The sequence below is a fragment of the Helicobacter sp. MIT 14-3879 genome (genome assembly GCF_003364125.1).
Genome location: NZ_NXLP01000005.1, coordinates 1 through 23,554, shown reverse-complemented (window position 1 = coordinate 23,554; position 23,554 = coordinate 1). Strand labels below are relative to the sequence as shown.

25 protein-coding genes are annotated in these 23,554 nt (G+C 27.5%); 2 read left to right on the top strand and 23 right to left on the bottom strand.

Going from position 1 to position 23,554, the window contains the following annotated elements:
- Window positions 1-11: 11 nt before the first annotated feature.
- From nuoN to modA, 20 genes are all read right to left on the bottom strand, one after another.
- Entirely contained in the window at window positions 12-1,487 is a 1,476-nt protein-coding gene (gene nuoN, locus CQA44_RS04725) for an NADH-quinone oxidoreductase subunit NuoN (RefSeq protein WP_115546139.1), read from the bottom strand.
- Entirely contained in the window at window positions 1,487-3,004 is a 1,518-nt protein-coding gene (locus tag CQA44_RS04720; protein ID WP_115546138.1) for an NADH-quinone oxidoreductase subunit M, read from the bottom strand. The genes nuoN and CQA44_RS04720 overlap by 1 nt, the downstream gene beginning before the upstream one ends.
- 12 nt (window positions 3,005-3,016) lie before the next feature.
- Complete coding sequence (gene nuoL, locus CQA44_RS04715; protein ID WP_258864903.1) at window positions 3,017-4,867, bottom strand: NADH-quinone oxidoreductase subunit L; 1,851 nt, start codon at window positions 4,865-4,867, stop codon at window positions 3,017-3,019.
- Complete coding sequence (nuoK, locus tag CQA44_RS04710; protein ID WP_115546136.1) at window positions 4,860-5,162, bottom strand: NADH-quinone oxidoreductase subunit NuoK; 303 nt, start codon at window positions 5,160-5,162, stop codon at window positions 4,860-4,862. The genes nuoL and nuoK overlap by 8 nt, the downstream gene beginning before the upstream one ends.
- Entirely contained in the window at window positions 5,159-5,674 is a 516-nt protein-coding gene (locus CQA44_RS04705; RefSeq protein ID WP_115546135.1) for an NADH-quinone oxidoreductase subunit J, read from the bottom strand. Before CQA44_RS04705 ends, nuoK begins: the two co-directional genes overlap by 4 nt.
- 9 nt (window positions 5,675-5,683) lie before the next feature.
- Entirely contained in the window at window positions 5,684-6,256 is a 573-nt protein-coding gene (gene nuoI / locus CQA44_RS04700) for an NADH-quinone oxidoreductase subunit NuoI (protein ID WP_115546134.1), read from the bottom strand.
- 13 nt (window positions 6,257-6,269) lie between these two features.
- Window positions 6,270-7,250 (bottom strand): NADH-quinone oxidoreductase subunit NuoH, encoded by a 981-nt coding sequence (gene nuoH / locus CQA44_RS04695; protein WP_115546133.1) that lies wholly within the window; start codon window positions 7,248-7,250, stop codon window positions 6,270-6,272.
- Window positions 7,247-9,595 (bottom strand): NADH-quinone oxidoreductase subunit G, encoded by a 2,349-nt coding sequence (locus CQA44_RS04690; RefSeq protein WP_115546132.1) that lies wholly within the window; start codon window positions 9,593-9,595, stop codon window positions 7,247-7,249. The genes nuoH and CQA44_RS04690 overlap by 4 nt, the downstream gene beginning before the upstream one ends.
- Complete coding sequence (locus CQA44_RS04685; protein ID WP_147289751.1) at window positions 9,595-10,341, bottom strand: hypothetical protein; 747 nt, start codon at window positions 10,339-10,341, stop codon at window positions 9,595-9,597. The genes CQA44_RS04690 and CQA44_RS04685 overlap by 1 nt, the downstream gene beginning before the upstream one ends.
- A 17-nt stretch (window positions 10,342-10,358) precedes the next feature.
- Window positions 10,359-10,631: an NADH-ubiquinone oxidoreductase subunit E family protein gene (locus CQA44_RS04680; RefSeq protein WP_115546130.1), complete on the bottom strand. Its 273-nt coding sequence runs from the start codon at window positions 10,629-10,631 to the stop codon at window positions 10,359-10,361.
- A 23-nt stretch (window positions 10,632-10,654) separates the two neighbouring features.
- Entirely contained in the window at window positions 10,655-11,884 is a 1,230-nt protein-coding gene (nuoD, locus tag CQA44_RS04675; protein WP_115546129.1) for an NADH dehydrogenase (quinone) subunit D, read from the bottom strand.
- Window positions 11,884-12,639, bottom strand: coding sequence for an NADH-quinone oxidoreductase subunit C (locus tag CQA44_RS04670; protein WP_115546128.1), 756 nt, complete (start codon window positions 12,637-12,639; stop codon window positions 11,884-11,886). The genes nuoD and CQA44_RS04670 overlap by 1 nt, the downstream gene beginning before the upstream one ends.
- 12 nt (window positions 12,640-12,651) lie before the next feature.
- The gene (locus tag CQA44_RS04665; protein ID WP_181881785.1) at window positions 12,652-13,155 is read right to left on the bottom strand and encodes an NADH-quinone oxidoreductase subunit B family protein; all 504 of its coding nucleotides are present in this window, start codon (window positions 13,153-13,155) and stop codon (window positions 12,652-12,654) included.
- Window positions 13,137-13,526 carry an NAD(P)H-quinone oxidoreductase subunit 3 gene (locus CQA44_RS04660; RefSeq protein WP_115546126.1) on the bottom strand — a complete coding sequence of 130 codons (390 nt, stop codon included), beginning with the start codon at window positions 13,524-13,526 and terminating at the stop codon, window positions 13,137-13,139. Before CQA44_RS04660 ends, CQA44_RS04665 begins: the two co-directional genes overlap by 19 nt.
- 171 nt (window positions 13,527-13,697) lie before the next feature.
- Window positions 13,698-14,234 (bottom strand): GT-D fold domain-containing glycosyltransferase, encoded by a 537-nt coding sequence (locus CQA44_RS04655; protein ID WP_181881784.1) that lies wholly within the window; start codon window positions 14,232-14,234, stop codon window positions 13,698-13,700.
- The gene (locus CQA44_RS04650) at window positions 14,213-14,749 is read right to left on the bottom strand and encodes a hypothetical protein (RefSeq protein WP_115546124.1); all 537 of its coding nucleotides are present in this window, start codon (window positions 14,747-14,749) and stop codon (window positions 14,213-14,215) included. The genes CQA44_RS04655 and CQA44_RS04650 overlap by 22 nt, the downstream gene beginning before the upstream one ends.
- A 40-nt stretch (window positions 14,750-14,789) precedes the next feature.
- The gene (locus CQA44_RS04645; protein WP_115546123.1) at window positions 14,790-15,662 is read right to left on the bottom strand and encodes an ABC transporter ATP-binding protein; all 873 of its coding nucleotides are present in this window, start codon (window positions 15,660-15,662) and stop codon (window positions 14,790-14,792) included.
- A complete protein-coding gene (gene modB / locus CQA44_RS04640) occupies window positions 15,643-16,329 on the bottom strand; it encodes a molybdate ABC transporter permease subunit (RefSeq protein ID WP_115546122.1) in 687 nt (228 codons plus the stop codon). Before modB ends, CQA44_RS04645 begins: the two co-directional genes overlap by 20 nt.
- A 33-nt stretch (window positions 16,330-16,362) precedes the next feature.
- Complete coding sequence (locus tag CQA44_RS04635) at window positions 16,363-16,770, bottom strand: molybdopterin-binding protein (protein ID WP_115546121.1); 408 nt, start codon at window positions 16,768-16,770, stop codon at window positions 16,363-16,365.
- A 1-nt stretch (window position 16,771) separates the two neighbouring features.
- Window positions 16,772-17,500 (bottom strand): molybdate ABC transporter substrate-binding protein, encoded by a 729-nt coding sequence (gene modA, locus CQA44_RS04630; RefSeq protein WP_115546120.1) that lies wholly within the window; start codon window positions 17,498-17,500, stop codon window positions 16,772-16,774.
- A gap of 172 nt (window positions 17,501-17,672) precedes the next feature.
- On the opposite strand from modA, the gene CQA44_RS04625 reads away from it, so the two are divergent.
- Together CQA44_RS04625 and CQA44_RS13175 are read left to right on the top strand one after the other, a co-directional pair.
- The gene (locus tag CQA44_RS04625) at window positions 17,673-18,986 is read left to right on the top strand and encodes an MATE family efflux transporter (RefSeq protein WP_258864902.1); all 1,314 of its coding nucleotides are present in this window, start codon (window positions 17,673-17,675) and stop codon (window positions 18,984-18,986) included.
- A gap of 635 nt (window positions 18,987-19,621) precedes the next feature.
- A complete protein-coding gene (locus tag CQA44_RS13175; RefSeq protein WP_258864901.1) occupies window positions 19,622-19,882 on the top strand; it encodes a DUF6402 family protein in 261 nt (86 codons plus the stop codon).
- Between the two features lie 235 nt (window positions 19,883-20,117).
- Here CQA44_RS13175 and CQA44_RS04615 read toward each other — a convergent pair whose 3' ends face one another.
- From CQA44_RS04615 to CQA44_RS04605, 3 genes are all read right to left on the bottom strand, one after another.
- Entirely contained in the window at window positions 20,118-21,395 is a 1,278-nt protein-coding gene (locus tag CQA44_RS04615) for a hypothetical protein (RefSeq protein ID WP_115546119.1), read from the bottom strand.
- 22 nt (window positions 21,396-21,417) lie between these two features.
- Window positions 21,418-22,395, bottom strand: a complete 978-nt coding sequence (locus CQA44_RS04610) for a hypothetical protein (RefSeq protein ID WP_115546118.1) — start codon at window positions 22,393-22,395, stop codon at window positions 21,418-21,420.
- A gap of 31 nt (window positions 22,396-22,426) precedes the next feature.
- On the bottom strand, window positions 22,427-23,554 hold a 1,128-nt coding region (locus CQA44_RS04605), incomplete at its 5' end, for a hypothetical protein (protein ID WP_115546117.1).

The following is a 23,554-nucleotide window of genomic DNA, read 5'->3' as shown; positions in this document are numbered from 1 at the left end:
GACACAACCCTTTAAATAAATAGATATTTTTGTATATGAGTAAGTATTATATCAACTAAAAATATAGCAAATACTGAAACTAAAAGCGAAATAACAATTATAAAAACCATAGGGTATGTTAAATTTCTTGTATATAGATTAGTATCATTATTTATAGGTTCTTTTAAAAACATAAAAATTATTAATTTTATATAGTAATAAATTGCAATAGCACTATTTATAAGCAGTATTAATGCTAGTATGTAGTGATTTGCATTTATTGAAGCACTAATAATAAAAAGTTTTCCCCAAAACATACCAAATGGAGGTATCCCACCAAGCGATAGCATACATATTCCAAAACCAACTGCAAGTAGTGGCATAGTTTTAATTAAACCACTAAATTTAATATATGGAGAGTTAAATCTATTATCCCATTTATGATTTTTATTGTGCGTTAGCCAAAGCAATCCAAATGCACCCAAATTTGTAAATAAGAATAAAATCCAATATAAAAATAATGCAGATAAACTGTCGTTAGTATTTATAAGTATGCAGGCAAGACCAAAACCAGCTTGAGATATTGAGCTATATGCAAGCATCCTTTGAACGTCATTTTGTAGTAGTGCTATAATATTTGGTATAGTTATAGTTAAAACTACAATTAAAAATAATATCATCTCAATAAAATCATAATTAAATCCTAAGAATGCGTCAAATACTCTAATAGCTACCACAAAACCCGCAATTTTTGTAACTATCGACATATAAAATGCTAGTGGTGCATTTGAACCCTCATAAATATCTGGCACCCAAGTATGAAATGGGAATAATGATAGTTTAAACCCAATAGCACCTACTAAAAAGATAAACCCAAGTGATATAAAATATTTATTATTTATCATATATTCTTGATTGTATAATATAAATGATAATTCTTTTATATCTAAGCTCCCAATGCTTGCATATATAAACATTATTCCAAATGCAAAAAATCCACTTCCAAGTGCTCCTAATGTAAAGTATTTAATTGCTGCTTCTAGTGCTTTTTGCTTTTTATTTAAGGCAATTAGTGTGTATAATGATAGTGAAGAAGCTTCAAGTCCTAGAAAAATTAATATTAAATTATTGCTTGATACCATAAATTGATACCCAGCAATCATAGATAAAAATAATATATAAAATTCCGCACATTCAAGTTCTGCAAACTTGTCTTTAGATATGATTAAAAACATAAATAATATAGAAGCTACAATTATAATAATCTGTGAAAGTAGAGATAATCCATCGATATTTATAAAACCAAAAAAACCACTTATATTATTATCTATATATAAAAGCGAGATTAAACTTATGGTCATAAATATTATGCTTAAGCTAATATACATTCCCTTATAAAAAGCCTGTATCAATAAATCTAGTATTAATATACTAATAGCACCAAATAATATAATTGCTATTGGTATTATACTAATTATATTTAATGAAGAAAAAGATATGTCTATCATTATCTCACCTCCTCATTTACTTTGCTAAGGAAATTTTTACTTTCATTTAATATAGATTTTTCATACATAAATACTACAAGATTATTTACAGATAAATTAACTTTATCTAGTATAATTTTAGGATAGATTCCAAGCCATATAATTATTAATATTAGCGGCAGTATAGAAATTGCTTCTCTTTTATTTATATCAGTTAAATTTAAGTTATGTTCTTTTAGATTTCCTAAGAAAACATTTCTAAATAGATTTAGCATATAAATAGCACCAAATATTATTCCACTACCTGCAAGTATTGTAATTATTTTATTTACGCTAAAAAAGCCAAGTAAGCATAAAAATTCTCCAACAAATCCAATGGTAAGTGGTAGTCCTATACTTCCCATAAGTAGAATCCCAAAGATTAAAGTATATCTTGGCATTACTTTTGCAATACCTCCATAATGATTTATCATTTTTGTATGCGTTCTATCATATATAACTCCAACCATCATAAATAAAGCTCCACTTATAATCCCATGGCTTATCATAAAAAATATACTTCCACTTATCCCCTCAATATTTAATGAGAATATTCCAAGCACTATTATACCCATATGTGATATTGAACTATAAGCAATGACTTGTTTAATATCTTTTTGAGCAAATGCTATCATAGCTGTATAAATTACCATTATTACACATAAAATTGCAATAGGTGTTATAAATGCAATACTTGCATCTGGGAAAAGTGGTAGGGAAAATCTAATAAAGGCATAGGTTCCCATTTTTAATAAAATAGCAGCTAGTATTACAGAGCCTATGGTAGGTGCTTGTCCGTGTGCATAAGGCAACCAAGTATGAAGAGGAAATATTGGTATTTTTACTGCTATCCCTATAAAAAATGCTATAAATAGCAATTTTTGAATATCAAAATTTATTTGTAACATATACCAATCTAATATATTAAAACTCCAAATACCCGTTGATATATAATATAAATATGCAAAATACAATATACCAAATAACATAATAACAGAGGCAGAAAATGTATATAAAAAGAATTTTATTGAAGCATAGATTCTATTTTCACCTCCCCATGCACCTATAATATATAACATAGGCACGAGTGAAACCTCCCAAAATATATAAAATAAAATCATATCAAGTGATATAAACACACCAATCATAATACTTTCTAATAATAGCAATGTTATTAAGAAATTTTTTATATTTGCTACATTATCTAAGAAAATTACACAAAGTAGGATAATAAATGCACTTAATATTATTAAAAACAAAGAGATGCCATCAATGCCTATGTGATAATTAATTCCTTGCATTAAGCTTATCATTGTAATAAATTGAAAATTTGGATTGTTTTCATCAAATAAATACCACAATAGTAAGCATAATATAAGTTCTATTAATGTTATTGTAATGGCATAATATTTTGCAGAATTATTATCAATAATTTTTCCAAACATTAATAATGTAGCTAAAAGTGGCAAAAAAAGGATAATATTTAATAAATTTTCCATATTTTTAATTCCTTAAAACAATAATAGAAGAATTACAAGCATTGCAAAAATGCCACATATCATAAACATTAATGAATATGATAAATTACCATTTTGCATTTTTCTAGTCTTGTTTCCTGCTAAAATAAAGCTATTTGCTATACAATCAACAACATAATCAATAATTTTTAAATCAATTTCTTTCCATAGAAAATCAGATATTGCCTTATAAGTTCTAATAAAAGTATTATACAGCCTTGGGATATAGTATTGATTTAGTAATAGTTTATAAACTATATTAGAATGTATATTATTAATTTTATATTTTTTATAGTAGATAAATATTGCTAGTAAAATCCCGCTTACAGCTACAAATAACGCAGTAATGATTAATATAACAAGAATGCTATAATCTATTTGTGTGTCTTTTATGCTTAGATAATTTATCAAATAATGATGAAATGTTTTTTCAAAAAAACCGCTAATAATAGCAAGAATAGCAAGTGGTAGCATTGAAATAAGCATTAAATTAGATGCTTCGTGTGGGTGTGAATTATGATTTTTTGGCACAAAAAATACTAACATTAATAACCTAAAGCTATAAAATGCCGTCAAAAATGCACTAATTAATAATACGATCCATAAATCATAATGACCCTCTAAAAATGTAGCTTCTAAAATTTTATCCTTAGAGAAAAATCCTGCAAATGGGTATATTCCAGAAAGTGCAATTGAAGCAATAATCATTAAAATGGCAGTGTATTTTAAAGGCTTAAATAAACTTCCCATTTTAGTAATATTTAATTCATCTTCCATTGCGTGCATTACATTTCCAGCTCCAAGAAATAATAATGATTTAAAAAATGCGTGTGTTGTTAGATGAAATAGTGCAATCCAATAATATCCAAGCCCAGCTGCTACAAACATATATCCTAATTGAGATAGTGTAGAATATGCAATTATTCTTTTTAAATCTTTATTTACAAGTGCCATACTAGCAGCAAATATTGCTACAAATGTTCCTAAATACGCAATAAAAATTCCAACACTTGGGATTAAATCATAAAGTGGGTGAGAACGAATTATTAAATATACTCCAGCAGTTACCATAGTAGCAGCGTGTATTAGTGCTGAAACAGGAGTTGGTCCTTCCATTGCATTTGCTAACCAAGTATGAAGCGGAAATTGAGCTGATTTCCCCATAGCACCTATAAATAATAAGATTCCAATTAATGTTAAACTAAATTCACTAATTTCTAATGCATCACTAAAGACAATATCATATTTCACACTCCCAAAATTAAAAAATATCATAAAGATTCCAAGTAACATTCCTAAATCTGCTATTCTATTCATTACAAAAGCTTCATTTGCAGCAAATGAAGCAGTGTTTTTATGATACCAAAAGCCAATTAAAAGCCAAGAGCAAAGTCCAACCCCTTCCCAACCTATAAATAATCCAAGAAAGTTATCACTCATTACTAAAAATAACATAGAAAATACAAATGCACTGAGAAAACAGAAGAATTTATTAAAGCAATTATCATTTTCCATATATCCTATGGAATATATATGAACTAATAATGATACTATCAATACTACTAGAATCATAATCATAGAGATTCCATCAATCATAAAACCAAAATCAATACTAAATCTACCTGTAACAATCCAGTCAGTAATACTTAAAACCTCTTTGTAGTGTTCTTGTGTGAAAAATTTTGGTAGCATTAAAAATACACAAATTAATGAAACTATAAGACATATTATGGGGATTACCGCAGAGAATATAAATTTTTTTCTAAAAATAAACAATCCTGCAAATAATGAACCAAATAATGGAGCAAAAAGTATAATAGCTAACATATTTCCTCCATTATCCATTCATTTTATTTAAATTATCTAAATTGAGATTATTATGTTTTCTATACCATATAATTAATAATCCAAGCCCAACTGCTACTTCTGATGCTGCAATTGCTATGATGAATAAGGCAAATACTTGTCCCCCTAAATCATTATAATATTTGCTTATAGCTACTAGCCCGACATTTGCAGCATTTAGTAGAATTTCAGTAGAAAAAAATATCATTAAAATATTTTTTCTTCTCATAATACCAATTATTCCTATTGCAAATATTATTATACTTAATAATAAATAATGATTTAAAACTATCATATATATTCCTTTTTATCTTCTTTTTTAACTAAAATAATTCCAGCAATCATTGCAATTAATAACATTATAGCTGCTAGTTCAAATGGTATTAGATATTTAGTAAATAATATAACTCCAATTTGTTCTGTATTTCCATTAATATTTTCTAATGTATTGTTTGTATTGTCAATTATTAAAATTCTTGGAAAAGTTATAATAAATACTATCATAAGAGAGATTCCAATACTTAAATAAGCGATAATTTTTGTATTTTTATTATTTTCTTTTATATCTTTTGAGCTATCAAAAAACATCATTCCAAAGGCATATAATGCCATTACTGCCCCTGTATAAACAGATATTTGAACTACTCCCAAAAATTCTGCTCCAAGTGTAAAAAAAATACCAGAGATAAAAATCATACCACTAGCAAGGGCACTCATAGTGTAAAGGATATTTGAGCTTAAAACTACAATACTAAATGAAATAATAATTAATATGCTAAATAAATAAAATGAAACCAACTCTAACATTGTTTATCCTTAATATCCAAGCGGAGTTTGCTTGATATTTTCACTAGCATTATTGCTTAAACTTCCATATCCTTGATATTCATCAATATTGCCTTTAAGTGCCAAGTCAATTGGTGTTAACATATCTTCTTTTAGAGCAAAATGAGCTCTTTGTTCGCTTGCATTTTCATATCTATCTCCATGGATTATAGCTATCTCTGGGCATACTTCTGCACAGAATCCACAATAAATACATCTACCAAAATTAATGCTATATGAAAGGATTTCTTTTCTACCATCTTTGCCATATTTTGTATCTATTTTAATACAATTACTAATACAAATTTTCTCACATAATCCACAACCAATGCATCTTTCATTACCACTTTCTAAAAGCCTCATTAACTTATGAACAGCTCTGTATCTAGGAGATAGAGGAATTTTTTCTAATGGATATTTTATAGTAACTATTGTACTAGGTTTAAACAACTCAATTAATGTAATAGCTAATCCTTTAAATAAATCTAACCCAAAAGTTCTTTTTATAAATCTTTTAAAACTAGGAGATTCACTTGATTGTATTAACTTATATTCTTTATTCATTTTATTTTCTCCTTTATATTATTATAAAACCTGTAATTAAAATATTAATAATTGCTATAGGCATTAACACTTTCCAACAAAGAGACATTAGTTGGTCTGGTCTTATATGTGGTAAAGTAGCCCTAACCCATATAAATAAAAATATAAAAAATGCAACTTTTAATAAAATAGCAATTCCGCCAGGAACAAAGCCTATTGGATTAAATCCACCAAAGAATATAATGCTAACAATAAAAGATAGAGTAAACATATTTGCATATTCACCTATAAAAAAGATTCCCCACTTAAGTCCGCTATATTCTGTGATGTATCCAGATACTATTTCTGCTTCGTGTTCTAATAAATCAAATGGAGTTCTGTTTGTTTCTGCATACCCTGCAATTAGAAATAGAACAAATGCAATAGGTTGAGAGAATATTAGCCAATCAAAAATAGATTGACTTTGATAATTATTAATATCAATTAATGATAAAGAGCCAACTATCATAATTGGGGCAAGTATTGATAATCCACTAACAACCTCAAAACTTAGTAATTGAGATACAGCCCTAGCCGCACCAATTAAAGAATATTTACTTCCTGAACTCATACCTGCAAGCAATGGTCCATACATCCCTACTGCACTAACGCTTAACACAAATAAGATTCCTACATTTATATCAGATACTATAGGTCTGATTGTTTTTCCAAATATCTCAAACTCTGGTAAAAATGGTATTGGAGCCATAGCTATAAATGCTGTTGCAACAGCTATTATGGGAGCTAATCTAAAAATTATCATATTTGAATTTTGAGGTAAAATATCTTCTTTTAAAAATAGTTTAATTCCATCAGCTAATACTTGCAAAAGTCCCCAAGGTCCAACATGAGTAGGTCCAAGTCGCTTTTGAATAAGTCCTAAAAATTTTCTATCTAAATATGTTCCAAATCCTGCTAATGCAGAAAATACAAGTAAAATAACTAGAATCTTTATGATAACTTCTAAAAAGCTCATTTTTCAATCCTTATATTTAGGTATTTTTCAGTATCTAGTAACTCTTTTATATTACTAATTTGAGGGGATATGGCGAAAAAATTACCATCCATTTCTAAATCAACATAGATTCTAGTCCTAAAAATATCATCTTTTATTTTAAAACTAATTTCATCGCCAGATTTTATATTAAGGTTTGAGCTTAATTCCTCCATTTTAGAATTTGATACATAGATACCTATTTTTGATTGAAAATTTGAGCTATATTGAGTGTATGGATAAAAATGTGAGTTAATATCTCTTAAATACGCATTAAAATTTTCTTTATTATGTATAAAATTAGCATTTTGTTCTATTGGTGATTTAATTTTGGGTTTAATTTCAATTCCTCTATTATCACTTCCGTCATTTTCATAATTATTATTTAATTCTATTTTTTCTAAATTACATTCTAAATCAAGTTCTTTACAGAAGGTATCTAAGTAATTTGAATCTTTCAAAAATCCTTTTATTGGTAGAATTTTATTATCAATATTTACCATACTATCATTCATAGCATTAAAATATGGGATTGTAAAATTAGCATTAATGCTATCAAATATATAATCCCCATTTGCTCTAAAGCCTACACTAAAACCATCCAAGCTATTATTAGAATCTAGTGTTAAATAATTATATATACCATTAGAATTTGCACTAATAGGATTTAAAATAAGTTTTATTCTCTTATTTTTTACTAAAGAGGCTAATATTTTGGCAATAAACTTTGCATTTTTATTTGCATACATATCAGAACCAATGATTATTAATGGCGTAGTATTATTAAGCATTGTTTGTAAATTCAGATAGTTTTCGTATGTTATATTTGCATCTTCAAAAATAGAGTAATACTCTCTTGTTTCGGTTATTTCTTCTGTATTTATTATGTCTTTTAAAACTTCTTTTTCATTATCATTTTCATCTTTTATTATCTCTTTAATTTGAGATTTAACCTCTTTTTTATAAGTATAATTTATATTTATTTTATAAAATTCTAACTCTTTTAATAGATTAGAATCCAATATACTTAGTATAGCAATTAATGCAATATCTTCATATAATGGAGTATAGGCTAAATTAATGTATTTTTTGCTAAGTTTATCTATTAATAAATCCTTAATTGGATGAGCATAAATAAAGGTAGAATCTTTTTGCATTTTTATAGCATTATTAATTTTATACCTAATTAGTGGATTTTCATACTTTATACTTCCTGCAATGGATATAATAACTTTATTTTTAGGTATATCTTCTAGTTTTGCTAGGCTAATTCCTTCTAAATTATCTAAAAATTCACCATATAATCTATTTTCTTCATTTATTAATTTGATGTTAAATTTCTTTTTTAAGGATTCCAGAAACTTAGCTTCATTATTTGTAATATTTCCACCTACATTAATATAACTAGCTTTCTTTATGGCATTTATAGCATTTTCTATATTATTGTTACTATCATCTTTTGCATATATATCATAGGCAAATCTTCCAGCTCCGCATATAGGGTTAAAATTAAAATCATTTGTTATTCTATAAATTTTAGTCTTATTATTTGTATCTTTTTTACCCTCATATACTATTTTACAGCCACTAGAGCAGAGGTTACAAGTAGAATCTATTTTATCTAATTCCCAAGCATTGCTTTTGTATTGAAAGCTTTTTACTCCTAATGCACCAACAGGACATACGCTAACGCATTCTACACAATCAAAACAAGGATTACTGCCAACAAATCCAATGACACCTTTTTGCTTTCTATTCCAAACGCTAAATGCATCTTTTGGCATTTTTTCTTTCCAATAAGCAGAATCTAATTGTGGGATAGAATCTTGTTTAATTACTTTTAAATTAGCTTCTCCCAGATTATCTTTACAGGTTGTTACACATCTCTCACAAAGAATACACAAATTTGGGTCATATTTAACTTGAGACCAATAATCCATTTTTTTAGCAGAATCTTTTACAAAAAAATCTTGATTATCTACATTAAATAGAAGCGTAAAATCTTGTAATTCACATTCACCACTTTTATCACATACACCACATTCTAATGGGTGATTAACACAATAACTTTGCATTATTGCTTTTCGCTCTTTTTCTATTTCTTCACTATGAGTGATTATATTCATATCGCTTTTTACTTTAGTATTGCACGCATAGCTTCTTTTACCATCAACTTCAACCATGCATAACTTACAAGCAAGGGTTGGAGAGCACTTGCTAAGATAACAAATTGCAGGAATAAAAATTCCATTTTTCCTAGCTACTTCAAGTATATATTCACCTTCATTGGCTTGCATTTTTATGTTATTAATCATAATTTCTGCCATTAAATTACCTCTTGTCTTATTGATACTTTTTTAAATCTATAATTACATTCTAATTTTTTTGTGTAATTAAATATTCCAATTACACCACCAAAACTGCTGTCTATTTTGCATATTGCTTTTAGAGATAAATCATCAAATAAAATATTTACTTTTGCATTATCTTGTAGATTCCAAGCTTTTGCAAACTCATTTGATATTTTTAGTGTAGAATGTGATGCTGTGTTATTGTCTATATAAATAATGCATCCATTATTTTCTGGCAATGTTGATATTGTGTCTATTTTATTTACTGCTTTATTAATGGGAATTATGCTATTTTCTTGTAATATAACTATATCAATATTTGATAAAGCTTTTATTGTCTCTAGCATTTTTATTATATTTTTTGATTTTTGATGAAGTAAAATATCATTCCCAATTAATATTAAAGGCTTTCTTTTATTTTTTAATATTAATTTTAGTTCTAAAAGTTCTTCTTCGCCAATATTTGTCTCTGCACTTAAGTATCCATAATCTAAATTAGATATATCATCTTTTATGTTAGAATCTTTTGTATTATTTAATAATTCATATAATAATAATGCACTAACACCTTCTTCCGTCCCAACTTCATATCTAATATAAAACTTACATTTAGAATCCAAAAATGGATATAAACAAACATCACTCATTATATTTTTATCATAAAGTCCAAAAGTTATAATAAAGTCGTGTTTTTTTAAAAAATCATCATTTAGTTTTTGCATTACCACTCTTTACACCTTTAAGAACCTATTTTATTATCTTTAGTTTCTAATATTTCTGAATTACTTGATTTTTTTACAACTAATGTCCAGTCCACTTCATTAAACCTTAGAGAGTTCATTAAGGTGAAATTATTTTCTTTTATTAAATCAGCACTTTTTTGAATATCATCAAAATCATTTATCTCAAATATAAAAATAGCAACTTCATCTTGAGATAAATTATTATTAATAATTTCTATAAGCTTATCTAAAAAATTTCCTTTTAAATGCCTTAAATCAAATCTTTTCATACTTTATTCCTGCTTCATCTATTTTATCTATCTATTTCACCAAAAATTATATTAGTAGAACCAATAATAGTAACAACATCTGCTAAATAATGCCCTGGTAATAAATCTTGTAATAACCCACAATGATGAAAACTAGGCGTTCTAATCTTAACTCTATATGGATATGGTTCTCCATCAGATTTAACAAAAAATCCTAACTCTCCTTTTGGCGATTCTGTTGGTGCATAAGATTCTCCTATTGGAGGTCTCATACCTTGAGTAACTAATACAAAATGTTGCATTAAAGAATAGTTTTGAGTCATTATTTGTTCTTTTGGAGCTGAAATATACTCTGGAGAATTTGCCATAAGCTCTTTTGGACTAGAAGGATACATTTTAATTAACTGTTTTAAGATTCTGCTTGATTGTCTAATTTCTTCCATATATAATAAATATCTAGCATAGCTATCGCCATCATTTGAGTAGGGAATGTCAAATTCAACTTCATCATAAAGCTCATAAGGTTCTTCTTTTCTAATATCCCATTTAAAGCCACTTGCTCTAAGCATAACCCCGCTTAAAGCCCATTTTTTAGCTAAATCTTTACTTACTACTCCAACATTTTCTAATCTTGCTCTCCAAATTCTATTTTTAGAAAGCAGAGATTCAATTTTTCCAATTTCTTTTGGAAGTCTATTTAAAAATGCTTCTAAATTTTCACACCAATTATCAGGTAGATCGAGTGGAACACCCCCTATTCTAATGCTTGAATGTGTTAGTCTAGCTCCACAATAATCCTCTATCAAGTCAAGTCCATACTCTCTTTCTTTAAAGCCATATAACATAATAGATAATGCCCCTACATCCATTCCATGAACAGATATAAAAAAAATATGTGATATAATTCTATTTAATTCTAATAGCATCATACGAATTATCTGAGCTCTTCTTGGCACTTCAATACTTAGTAGTTTTTCTACACTTAAAGCATAGGCATAGTTATTGGAAGAGGCATTAATATAATCCATTCTATCGGTAGTTGGGATAAATTCATTATAAATCATATTTTCTGCCATCTTTTCCATACCACGATGAAGATAACCAATATCTGGTGTGGCTTTAATTATCATTTCACCATCAAGTTCTAAAATCAATCTTAATTGTCCGTGTGCTGATGGATGTTGAGGTCCAAAATTTAATATCATTTTATCATCATTGCGTTCAAATGCGATATTTTCAAATTGTGGTTTTAGTCTAGTATAAATTTGTCCCATTATCGCCTCTTTGTTAGTTGTTTTTGTTTGTCAAATTTAGTTATTACAAAAATACCACTATTTTCTTGATATGAAATATTTGATTCTATTTCTTTTGGCGGCTCTCCTTTAGGAACTTCATAGCCTATATGTGCAAAGTTAAAAGTATCATCTTGATTTATAAAAAATGAATCTCTTTGTTCTTCTCCAACATTTATTCTATATTCTTCACCAAATATTTTATCAATCTCATACCATTTTGCATCTTCATCACCTTGAAGTGGATAGTCTTTTCTTAATGGATGCCCACTCCAATCATCGGGCATTAATAAACGTTTTAAATATGGGTGATTATTAAACTTTATTCCAAACATATCATAAGCTTCTCTTTCACACCAAGTTGCATTTCTAAAGACATGAGAAATAGAATCTATATTATCTTTTGTGTTTGATTTTACTCTAACTCTAAATCTTCTTTCCATTGATAGTAATTGATAAAAAATTTCAAAACTATCATCCTCTAAGTGAATAGCACTCATTTCGCTCAATATATCAAATCCATACTCTTTTAGTGTTATTAAACATTCTATAATATCATCTTTTGCTATATAAAATACTAGATTATTAAATTCAATATACGATTTTAATACTTTAATTCTAGCCTCTACTACCTTTAAAATTCCATCAAATTTAGAATCTTTTACCTCTTCTTTTTTTGTTTCCTTAGTCTTGTAGAATCTATTTTTATGATAGACCTTTTTTTGGATATTTTTCATAACTCTTTACTCTTATATTAATCTTTTTTTTGTATGAGATTTTATTGCTTTTTGAGATCTTATTTTTTGCTGTAATACCATTACTGCATATTGCAAAGTTTCAGGGCGGGGAGCACAACCGGGTAAATAAATATCAACAGGAATTATTCTATCTACACCTTGAACTGTAGAATAAGTATTAAACATACCCCCTGTATTGGCACAGCTACCCATAGAAATAACCCATTTTGGTTCTGGCATTTGATCATATAGCCTTCTAACAAATTCGGCATGTTTTTTAGTAACAGTTCCTGCTACAATCATAACATCACTTTGTCTAGGAGATGCCCTAAAAATTGTTCCAAATCTATCAAAATCATATCTTGAACCACCAGATGCCATCATTTCAATAGCACAGCAAGCAAGCCCATAAGTCATAGGCCATAATGAGTTGCTAGTTGCCCAATTTAATATTTTGTCAAGTCTTGTTAATTTTACTGGAATAGAATTAGTGTAATTCATTTCATACTCCCCCAAGAGAATGCCTCTTTTCTCCATGCATAAATAAAACCTATTGCTAATAAAAATATAAATAATATCATTTCAATAAAACCAAATATTCCTAATGTCTTAAAGCTAACAGCCCAAGGAAACATAAAAATAATTTCAACATCAAATAAAATAAACAATAAAGCCATTAAATAATACCTAGATGATATTTTATTTTGTTGTTTATTTGTTATAACACCACATTCATATTGGCTAACTTTTAATTTCTCTCTACTTTTAGAAGCTATTTTATTACTGATTATTCTTTGTAAAAATAATGTTATCCCAAATGCCCCAAAAGTTAAAACAAATAATGCAAAAGCACCAAAATATGGGTGTGCAAATGTAGAATGTGTCATTTTATATCCTAAAATTTTAAAATATTTCACATTTTAAAATAAATAAACTTAAAGTTCATTTTACAATTAATTAACCTTTAAAGCTATACTAGGGAAAAATTTAAGTTTTAAGAATGATAAGAGTGTATAAATTATATTTATTAAAATAAACTAAAAGTAACATAAAATAATTTATTGAAATAAAATATAATTTTGTTTTGTATTTAATCTATCAATTAAGCATCGATTTTTAGCATGTATAATGCAATCATATGAAATAGAGCAATTCCCTATGTCATAGGCTGTATATCCATATTCTATTAAATATATACAAAGTATTTTTGCACTTGCACCTAAGCTAACAACAAAGCATATTTCATCTTTATTATAGTTTTTTGCTATATTTAAAGCATTTGATAGTATTTTATCTATATTTTTAAAAGCATCATAACTTGGATTTTTATTTAATCTTAAACAAGATTTTACATTATCAAATAAATCATTATATACACCAAAATAGCTATTAAAACCTTCAATTACTATTACAATTTTATTTTTCCAAAGTTCTTTTATAGGATTTATTAATATTTGTTTGTATTGATTAAAAAGTTCTATGCCAAATGAATTTTCAATGCAGAATCTTGGATTTTTATCTGCTTGTTCTGTTAAATAGGGCTTTAAATTATCTAATTTATTATCTTTTATATCTACCCCCTCATATATAAGCAATTTTTTAAGTATAAATCTAGTGGAGAGTAACGTAAGATTAAACCATCAAAATAAATACTTTCTTTTGATAAATATCTTAGACTATCGTAAGTATTTAGGTTTTCACAAGCATAAAATAAATTTGGATTGAGGTTATCTGTATATTTTTCTACTAAAACAGGGTTAATTCCTATTGGGATATTTAACTTATTTGCCTTATCTAGTGCATAAAGCAGAGAATTCCTTAGTTTTTCGCTAAATCTATGCATTCCTCCATTTTTACCTCCTAGAATTGGTAAATCACCATCTCCTAGCCTAATGAAAGATTTTTTGGTTTTGATTAGCTCTATGCTTTTGCTTGGACTTAATAGGTTGTAGTCATTCATAAATTCTTTTCTTAATAGTAGTTCTATTCCAAATGATAGGCTTTTATCAATTTTGTTATTATTAATTTCTTTAAAAATTGGCTTATATAGAGGCTTTAAAAATATAAAAACAATCATATTGTAAATCTTTTTAATGATTCTTTTAAACATTAATAACTCCTTAAATATTAAAGTAAAATTTTAGCCAAATTTATTTTAGTTTAAAAATCATAGGATTAAATGCTTTTGAGGCAACTAGAATCTCATCACCAATTTTATAATTTAGAATCTCTTTATCAGCGGTAATTGTTGTTATATTATTATTTATTAGTATTTTTACAAGAAATATTACCCCTTCTTGTTTAATATCTAGTATTTTTGCATTAAAATTAAATTTTGCACTAATTTCTTTGTTACCAAATACTTCATTAATTCCTCCATCTTTAAATATTACTCCATTTTTGATATGTAAAATCCTATTTGATAATTTAAAAATTTCTCCAATATCGTGGCTTACTAAAATAGTAGTTAGTTTAAAGTGCCTATGCAGTTTTAGTATTTCTTCTTGTAAGATGCTTCTCATTTCATTATCTAGCGCACTTAAAGGTTCATCAAGCAAAAGAATTTTATTTTCACACACCAAAGCTCTAGCTAGGGCTACTCTTTGTTTTTGTCCACCACTAAGTTCATTTGGATATTTAGTTTTTAAAAATGTTAATTCCATTAATTCTAAAATTTCATCAATTCTGTATTTTTCATTTTTATTTTTTAATCCAAAATAGAGATTTTTATATACATTTAGATGAGGAAATAATGCATAGTCTTGAAAAACAAATCCAATTTTTCTTTTTTGAGGAGGAATATTTATATTATTTTTAGAGCTAAACCAAACTTCATTATCAACAATTATTTCTCCTTCTTTAGGAGAATCTAATCCACTTAAGATTCTAAGTAATGTTGTTTTTCCAGCACCACTTTTGCCAAAAATGCTAACAAATGAATTATCTTTTATTGTTGTATTAATATCAAATAAAATTTTTCCATTAGAGCCATTTAGGTGTTTTTTAATTATTAGTTTTATCATAATTTATAAACTTTTTATTTATGTAAAATATAACTAATAACAATACAAAGGTAATCAAAAATAAGCTTATTGAATATTGATGTGCTAGTCCTATATTTTGTGTATCTACTTCTTCATATATTGCAATACTTGCAAGTTTAGTTTGTCCTGGTATATTTCCTCCTATCATCATAATAACCCCAAATTCTCCTATTGTATGAACAAAGCTAGTAATTACTCCTAATAAAATATTTGATTTCATATTTGGCAAAAGGACAAAAATTAATGTATATATTTTACCTTTTCCTAATACATAACTTGCTTCTTTTAGTGATTTAGGTAGGTTTATGAAACCATCTTTAATAGGATTTACCATAAAAGGTAGTGAAAAAATAATACTTGCTAATATAATACCATCAAAGCTAAATACAAGCTTTAAATTAAAATTTTCTAATAAATATTTTCCTATAAAATTGCTTGGTGAAAATGTAATTAAAAGGTAGAATCCAAGTACAGATGGAGGTAATATTAATGGCATCCAAACTAAAACTTCCAAAATGAGAATATATGCTTTTTTATTATATGCTAGAATATATCCAAGCAATATACCAAATGGAAGTAGAACTAATGTTGAAATAAAAGCAACCTTAAAGGTTAAAATCATAGTTTGTATAAATTCAATATTCATTTTATAGCCTTATTTCTCTAGCATATTTGACATTTAGAGCTTGCTTAACATTACTTCATTTGATTTTACAAACCACCCAAATTCCTCATTTATTTTAACATTTAAAGAATCTTTTGCTTCTTTTGTGATTAAAGAAGTTATTGTATATTTTTCAAATTTAAAATATATTCTGGCAAATATATCATCTTCTTCTATTTTTATAACAATAGAGTTAAATTTATTTCTTGCACTAATTAACGCATAATCTTTATGACATAGCATAACTTCACTTTCTTTAAAAACGACATTGTATATTTCATTATTAATAAAACTTGTATCTTTAGTGTTAAAATCTAAAATTAGAGCACTAAAGATATTATTAGAATCTAAAACTTCTAGTTTTATTAAAGCAATATCTTTATTTCTTTTAATACTTATAATTTTTGCTTGAATAGTATTCATTTTATGGTTTATCATATCCGTAAGTTTTAAATATTTCTTGAGATTTTGGACTTAGAATAAAATCTTTAAATTCTTTTGCTAGTTTAGAATCTTTACCATAATTTGTTATTACCATTGCTTGAAGTATTGGGCTATAAGTCTTAGAATCTACTTCTAAATAATTTACATTATTATCTTTAATTACCATTGATAAAGCACTAAAGCCAATATCACTTGAACCTGTTGTTACATATTGCGTTGCTTGCCCTATGCTTTCTCCTAAAACTATTTTTGTTTTTACACTATCATATATATTACTTGCCTCCATTGCTTCTTTAGCAGCTACTCCATAAGGTGCTAGTTTTGGATTAGGTAGTGCTATATGCTTTATTTTGTCATCTTTTAGAATATCTAAAGAATTAATATTTAGATTTTTATTTTTACTAAATAAAACTAATTTACCTTTTATATAATTTACTGGTTTATCAAATGTTTGTTTATTATCATATAACTTTTGTGGATAACTAGTATCTGCTGCTATAAATAGATGAGCTGGAGCACCATTTACAATTTGATTATAGGCTTTTCCTGAAGCAATATAGCTTATATTTATCGTATCTTTTTTATCTTTTAAAAATTCTATTTTAATATCCTCTAACACATACTTAAGACTTGCAGCTGCAAGTATCATTATTTCTTCTGCATTTACACTCGTAAATAATATAAATATTACTAGAATTAATTTTTTCATCTTTTTTACCTTATTCTTTTTGTTATTTTCGAAATATATATAAAAATATAATGATTTTTATATATAAATAAACTTAAAAAATATATTTATTATTTTTTATTAGGCATTTTGTTATAATTTTGAAATTACAAAAAACTATTTTTCTCCAATCTCTAACTTATAAGGATATTTATTGTCAAAAAGACTTTCTTTAAAGGCATTAGCTTTGCCAATTTTTATTGAAATGTTTTTAAGGTATCTATCATTAATGATAAATACATATATGGTATCAAAGCATTCTAGCTATCTTGTTGGCTCTATGGGGGCTGGAAATCAGATATTAGATTTATTTATTACAATCTTTAGTTTTTTAAGTGTTGGTTGTAGCGTAGTGATAGCTCAAGCAGTAGGGGCAAAAAATATTACTCTTGCATCAAAGGCAATGCATCAAAGTTTGTTTTTAAATTCTATTTTAGGATTGTTTTGTGGTGTTTTAATATTATCTAATGGAAATCTTTTGTTAGAGTTTCTAAATGTCCCAAAAGGTCAGTTTGAACAAGCAAATATTTATCTTAATATGCTTGGAATCTGCTTATTTTTTGATGCAATTGGAATAGTTTTAGCATCAGTAGTTAGAGTTTATAATATGGCATATTTTGTAACTTTAACTTCTCTTGTTATGAATATTATTTCTGTTTTATGTAATTATTATGTATTAAATTATACAAATTATGAGTTATGGGGAGTAGGGCTTTCTACCATTATTGGTAGGATTGGAGCTATTTTTATACTTGTATTTGCTCTTTTATTTAAACTAAAAATTAGAATATATTTTAAAGAATTATTTTTAATTCAAAAAGAAGTATTACAAAAGATTCTAAAAATAGGCTCTTTTAGTGCTGGGGAAAACCTAATTTGGATTATCCAATATACTATTGCACTATCATTCGTTTATTCTTTAGGTGAAGAAAATGCAAGTGTTCAGACAATATATTTTCAAATCTCAATGCTTATTATGCTAACAGGTCAAGCATTTAGTATTGCAAATGAAATTATAATTGGCAAATTGGTCGGTGCAAATTATTTAAAAATAGCCTATAAGCACACTTGGATGGTGTTATGGGTTAGTATTATAGCTACATTTATAGTTGTGATAGTATTTTTTATGGGAAAAGGATTTATAATGGATAAATTAGGACTAGAAGAGCCTTTAAGAAAAATTATGTTGCCACTTTTTAGTCTATCTATAATTTTAGAGGTTGGAAGAACTTTTAATATAGTAATGGTAAATTCTCTTCGTGCAACAGGTGATGCAAAGTTTCCATTTTTAGCTGGTATAGTTTTTATGTTAGGAGTTAGTTTACCTGTTGGATATATTTTGTGTTTTAAGTTTGATCTTGGAATAATTGGTATTTGGATTGGATTTTGTTCTGATGAATGGCTTAGAGGGTTATGCAATGCTTATAGATGGAAAAGTTGTAAATGGCAGGGTAAAGCAGTAGTTTAAATTTTTATTTGTGGTGTTAAAATTAATGTTTCTTTATAAAAAGATGTTAAGTAAGTATGTATGTAGAAATAAAATAAATTACAAAGTTATAAAAGTTATATGTTTTAATAAATATAAAACATTAAATAATTAAGATAGGGTTTAAAAACAAAATAATTCTTTTAAGATCTAAAGAAATATAGTAAGTATAAAATTATATACAAAACAAAATATTTTATTTAAATAAATTAGAAAGTTAGATGGATATATAAAATATAAATAAACCATACAAAACATAATTAAATAAATTATTTAAATATTTAATTATGTAATACAAAACACTTCTATAGCTTTTTACTCTGCTACTTTTTTTGATATACCACGCCATATACCATTATCTATAATGGCTTGTTTAAATGTTTCTTGTAATTGTATATCATCTGTATTAGCAGTAATGACGATTTTTTATATTACCTTTTTTAGCAACATTAATGTGTTATTACTTTTCTTCGTGTGGTGTTATTTAGGTTTTTAGGATATAAAGCATATAAAAATCAACAAGAAAAAAAGTTTCTTTGCAGGGATATTCTTATTTGGTGTAATGTTGTCAGTTAGTGGTTTTTGTCTAGTATATCTTAGTTAATTTAGGATTTCCTATGCGTTTTCAAAACCTCTATCATATCCCTAGCCTCTTTAAAATCACTCAAGGCAAAAATAATAGCATAGAGATTCAAATCTTAGAAATTAAAGCTTATGTTGATGATGGATTTGATTTTATCATTGAAAAGCCCGAAGATGCGAATCAATTTGTAGGTGTATGGAATTATGAGACTATGGAGTTTATTATGGATAAGAGTTCTTTTGCATTGGCGAGGGAAATAGCTCATAAATATATATCTTTTATATATCTTTGGTAGATACTGCAGATAACATCAAACAACCAAACGAAAACACAATGTTTAATCAAGACTACAACAACCAAAATTATTAATCTAGGCTGTGATTTTAGAATCCTTACTTCTAGCTTCAAAGATATAGAAGTGTATCCTTTATCAATGCCGATAAGTGTGAGGGTCAATGAAAATGTGTGAGCTAAATGAGAAGCTATATAGTCCATCGCATATTGATGATATATTTCCCATTCTTGTAGGTTTATTTTTTATAATCCTCTATTTCTTTTCTTAGCCACTCTGGGAAGTTTTCTCTATACATTGCTGGGATAGTAGGTTTTAGTTTTTTGTCTAGCTTATGTTCTTTATATAATTCCTCTAAATATTCAGGAATATAGTAAGTTGGAGCATTAGGGTAACCTTGAGGAGGAGTGATAGACATTACTTTAGCTTCTAAAAGCATTGTGTTTATATATAAATCTACTGATTGTTGTGTTCTTTCATTTGATAAATCTACATCATATCTCCAAAAGGTTACCTTTTTCATTCTCTCTTTAAATTCTATTCTCGTTTGCTCTGTGGCTTTAGGGTCTCTAGGGTCTAAGAGCTTACCCCTATCTATTTCCTCTTTTATTTTGTCTAAGGTAAATCCATTCTCATCTACTGAATACCCATACATTACATTCAAATCAATCACCCAATCCACTCCTATAAGTTCATCTAAAAAGGGAAGCATTCTATATTTATCATAAGGAGGATTCTTAGAAAATTCTTTGATTTGCAAGGCTCTTAAAGCATTGACATGCATACCAACTGATAAACCTCTAAAAGACTCGTGAGCTTCTGCTAAATAACTTTCAATTGGATTCTTACCAAACAATACTTCTTTATAACCTAATTGCAAGAGCAAAAAACGAACAGCAGAAGCCCTTGCTTTAAATCCTGTGCTAGAGAGTTGTAAAGCACTTTTAAATCCATTAATATCTCCTAGTATTCCAGCTGCTAATTCCCATTCACCCATAAACAAATATCCATCACCTAAATGTGCCAATCCTCTATTTGCTTCTACTTCTTCATAGAGATAGGCATAATCTTCATTAATGAGTTTTCCATTCTCATCTACTCCTGCATAAGCATCATAGGGTATATCTATCACAGAACTTCTTAATCCACTTCTAATGACTAGATATTTATATCTCTCTCTTTTTGTTTTTAAAGATTCATAATAAGCTTTTTCTGCTTTTGTCCAAGGGGCAATAGAGCCTTTAACTGGCTCTTTTAGATATAAATCTTGCCAAGCTTTAAATTCTAAATAATTTGAGCTTTGTCCTGTTTTTAATGTAGGGTCTAGGTAAATGGGTTTATAGTTTATGTAGGGGGAGGTTTCTCTTGCTTTGTGTGTTTTAAAATAAATATCACTATGCTTTTTATTATATTTTCCCGCCTCTTTTGTTCCTTTGGAAAAATATATTTCATTGGTTTCCTTATTGACTTCGACCCCTACTCCATTGGCAGCATATATTATATATGTTTCACTCATTTTAATCTCCTTTATTTTAATTTTATCCTATATGTAATCCATCTTTCATAATAATTGTAGTGGCTAATCTCCCTACAAGTTTAGGTCTTTTTTCTTGGGTAGTAGTATCTTTTTTATCACTATCTTTATTATTGGTTACTCCCACAATGGGTGTTGGCGGTGTATTGTTTGGAGACTCCTTATTATTCACCCCCACATACAAAGCCTTAATATTATTCTCCCCTATCACATTTAAAGCTCTTAAAAATTCTCTGTGTTTTTGTAAATTTAAGGTATTATCTTTTAAATTGGTATTGAAACAACCCATATAAACATCATCAAGATAATTCATCGCAGTATGATAGGCATCTATGGCTGAAATTGGTGCTTTTATATAATTGTCTTTATTGTGGGGATTTCTACTTTCTTTATCCTTGTATTCCTTATACAATGTATCTAGTCTTGTTGATACCTTGATATTGCTATAAAAATCAATAAAGCTTTGTTTAAAAAAGTTTATAAAATCCCTATCAAATATTTTGATGAAATAATTACGAGATTCTAAATCTTTAACTAGAGATTGTAGGCTTTGGTAATGAAAGCTAAGAAAAGGAGAATTTTTATGCTTCATTGGCATATTTAAATAATAATGAGTATCCTCTAAATATTGATTTGAGATTAAGGGGATTATAAAGCTTAGATTCTCTTTTTGATTTATGCTATGTTTATTTTCTAAAATATAAGCATACTCATGAGGAATAGAGAAAGATTCTAGTGGTAAAGAAAGCAATTCTTTAGGAATATTAGAAGTAGAAGCATAAGAATACAAAGAATCTAAATCTTGATAAGATTGTAGAATAGATGATGTATTTAGAGATTCTATGTTTGTAGATTCTCTTATGCCTTTAATACCAACTATCCCTGCTATACACATTATGCCTAAATCTCTAAAAGCAATTAAGGCTTGTCGTCTTTGTAGAGAAAAAAGATTCAAAGTTTTTGTTTGGTTGTTTGTTTGCATAGTTATATCCTTTTAAATGTTTGATTTATCCTTATTTTTTGATATTATGCTTCCTTGCATAATCCTCTATTTCTTTTCTTAGCCACTCTGGGAAGTTTTCTCTATACATTGCTGGGATAGTGGGGTTTAGTTTTTTGTCTAGCCTATGTCTTTTTTTATAGAGAAATTCTAAATGTTCTGGCACATAATAACGAGGAGCATTGGGGTAACCTTGAGGGGGAGTAAGTGCGGCTAACTTAGCATCTAGAATTAGGTGCCTCATATATCGTTTGGCGGATTCTTCACTCCAATCATTTGGAATATCCGTATTATAACCTGCTCGAGAACCTCTACGATACGCAAACATTGCGTCATTAAATTCCAATCTACCTTCCTTTGTGGAATCTTTATCTCTAGGGTCTTTGAGTTTGCCTTGTTTAACATCTTGATAAAGTCCCCACATTGCATTGCCTAAAGCATCATCTGCAAATTGATACTCCGTTAAATCAATCACCCAATCCACTCCTATGAGTTCATCTAAAAAGGGAAGCATTCCATATTCATCATAAGGAGGATTCTTAGAAAATTCTTTGATTTGCAAGGCTCTTAAGGCATTGATGTGCATACCAACTGATAAACCTCTAAAAGACTCATGAGCCTCTGCCAAATAACTTTCAATGGGATTCTTGCCGAACAAGACTTCTTTATAACCTAATTGTAAGAGTAAAAAACGAACAGCAGAAGCTCTTGCCTTAAATCCTGTGCTAGAGAGTTGTAAAGCCTTTTGAAATCCTTTAATATCTCCTAAGATTCCTGCTGCTAATTCCCATTCACCCATAAACAAATCTCCATCACCCAAATGTGCTAATCCTCTATTTGCTTCTACTTCTTCATAGAGATAGGCATATTCTTTATTGATGAGTTTTCCATTGTCATCTACTCCTGCATAAGCATCATAGGGTATATCTATTACAGAACTTCTTAATCCACTTCTAATGACTAGATATTTATATCTCTCTCTTTTTGTTTTTAAAGATTCATAATAAGCTTTTTCTGCTTTTGTCCAAGGGGCAATAGAGCCTTTAACTGGCTCTTTTAGATATAAATCTTGCCAAGCTTTAAATTCTAAATAATTTGAGCTTTGTCCTGTTTTTAATGTAGGGTCTAGGTAAATGGGTTT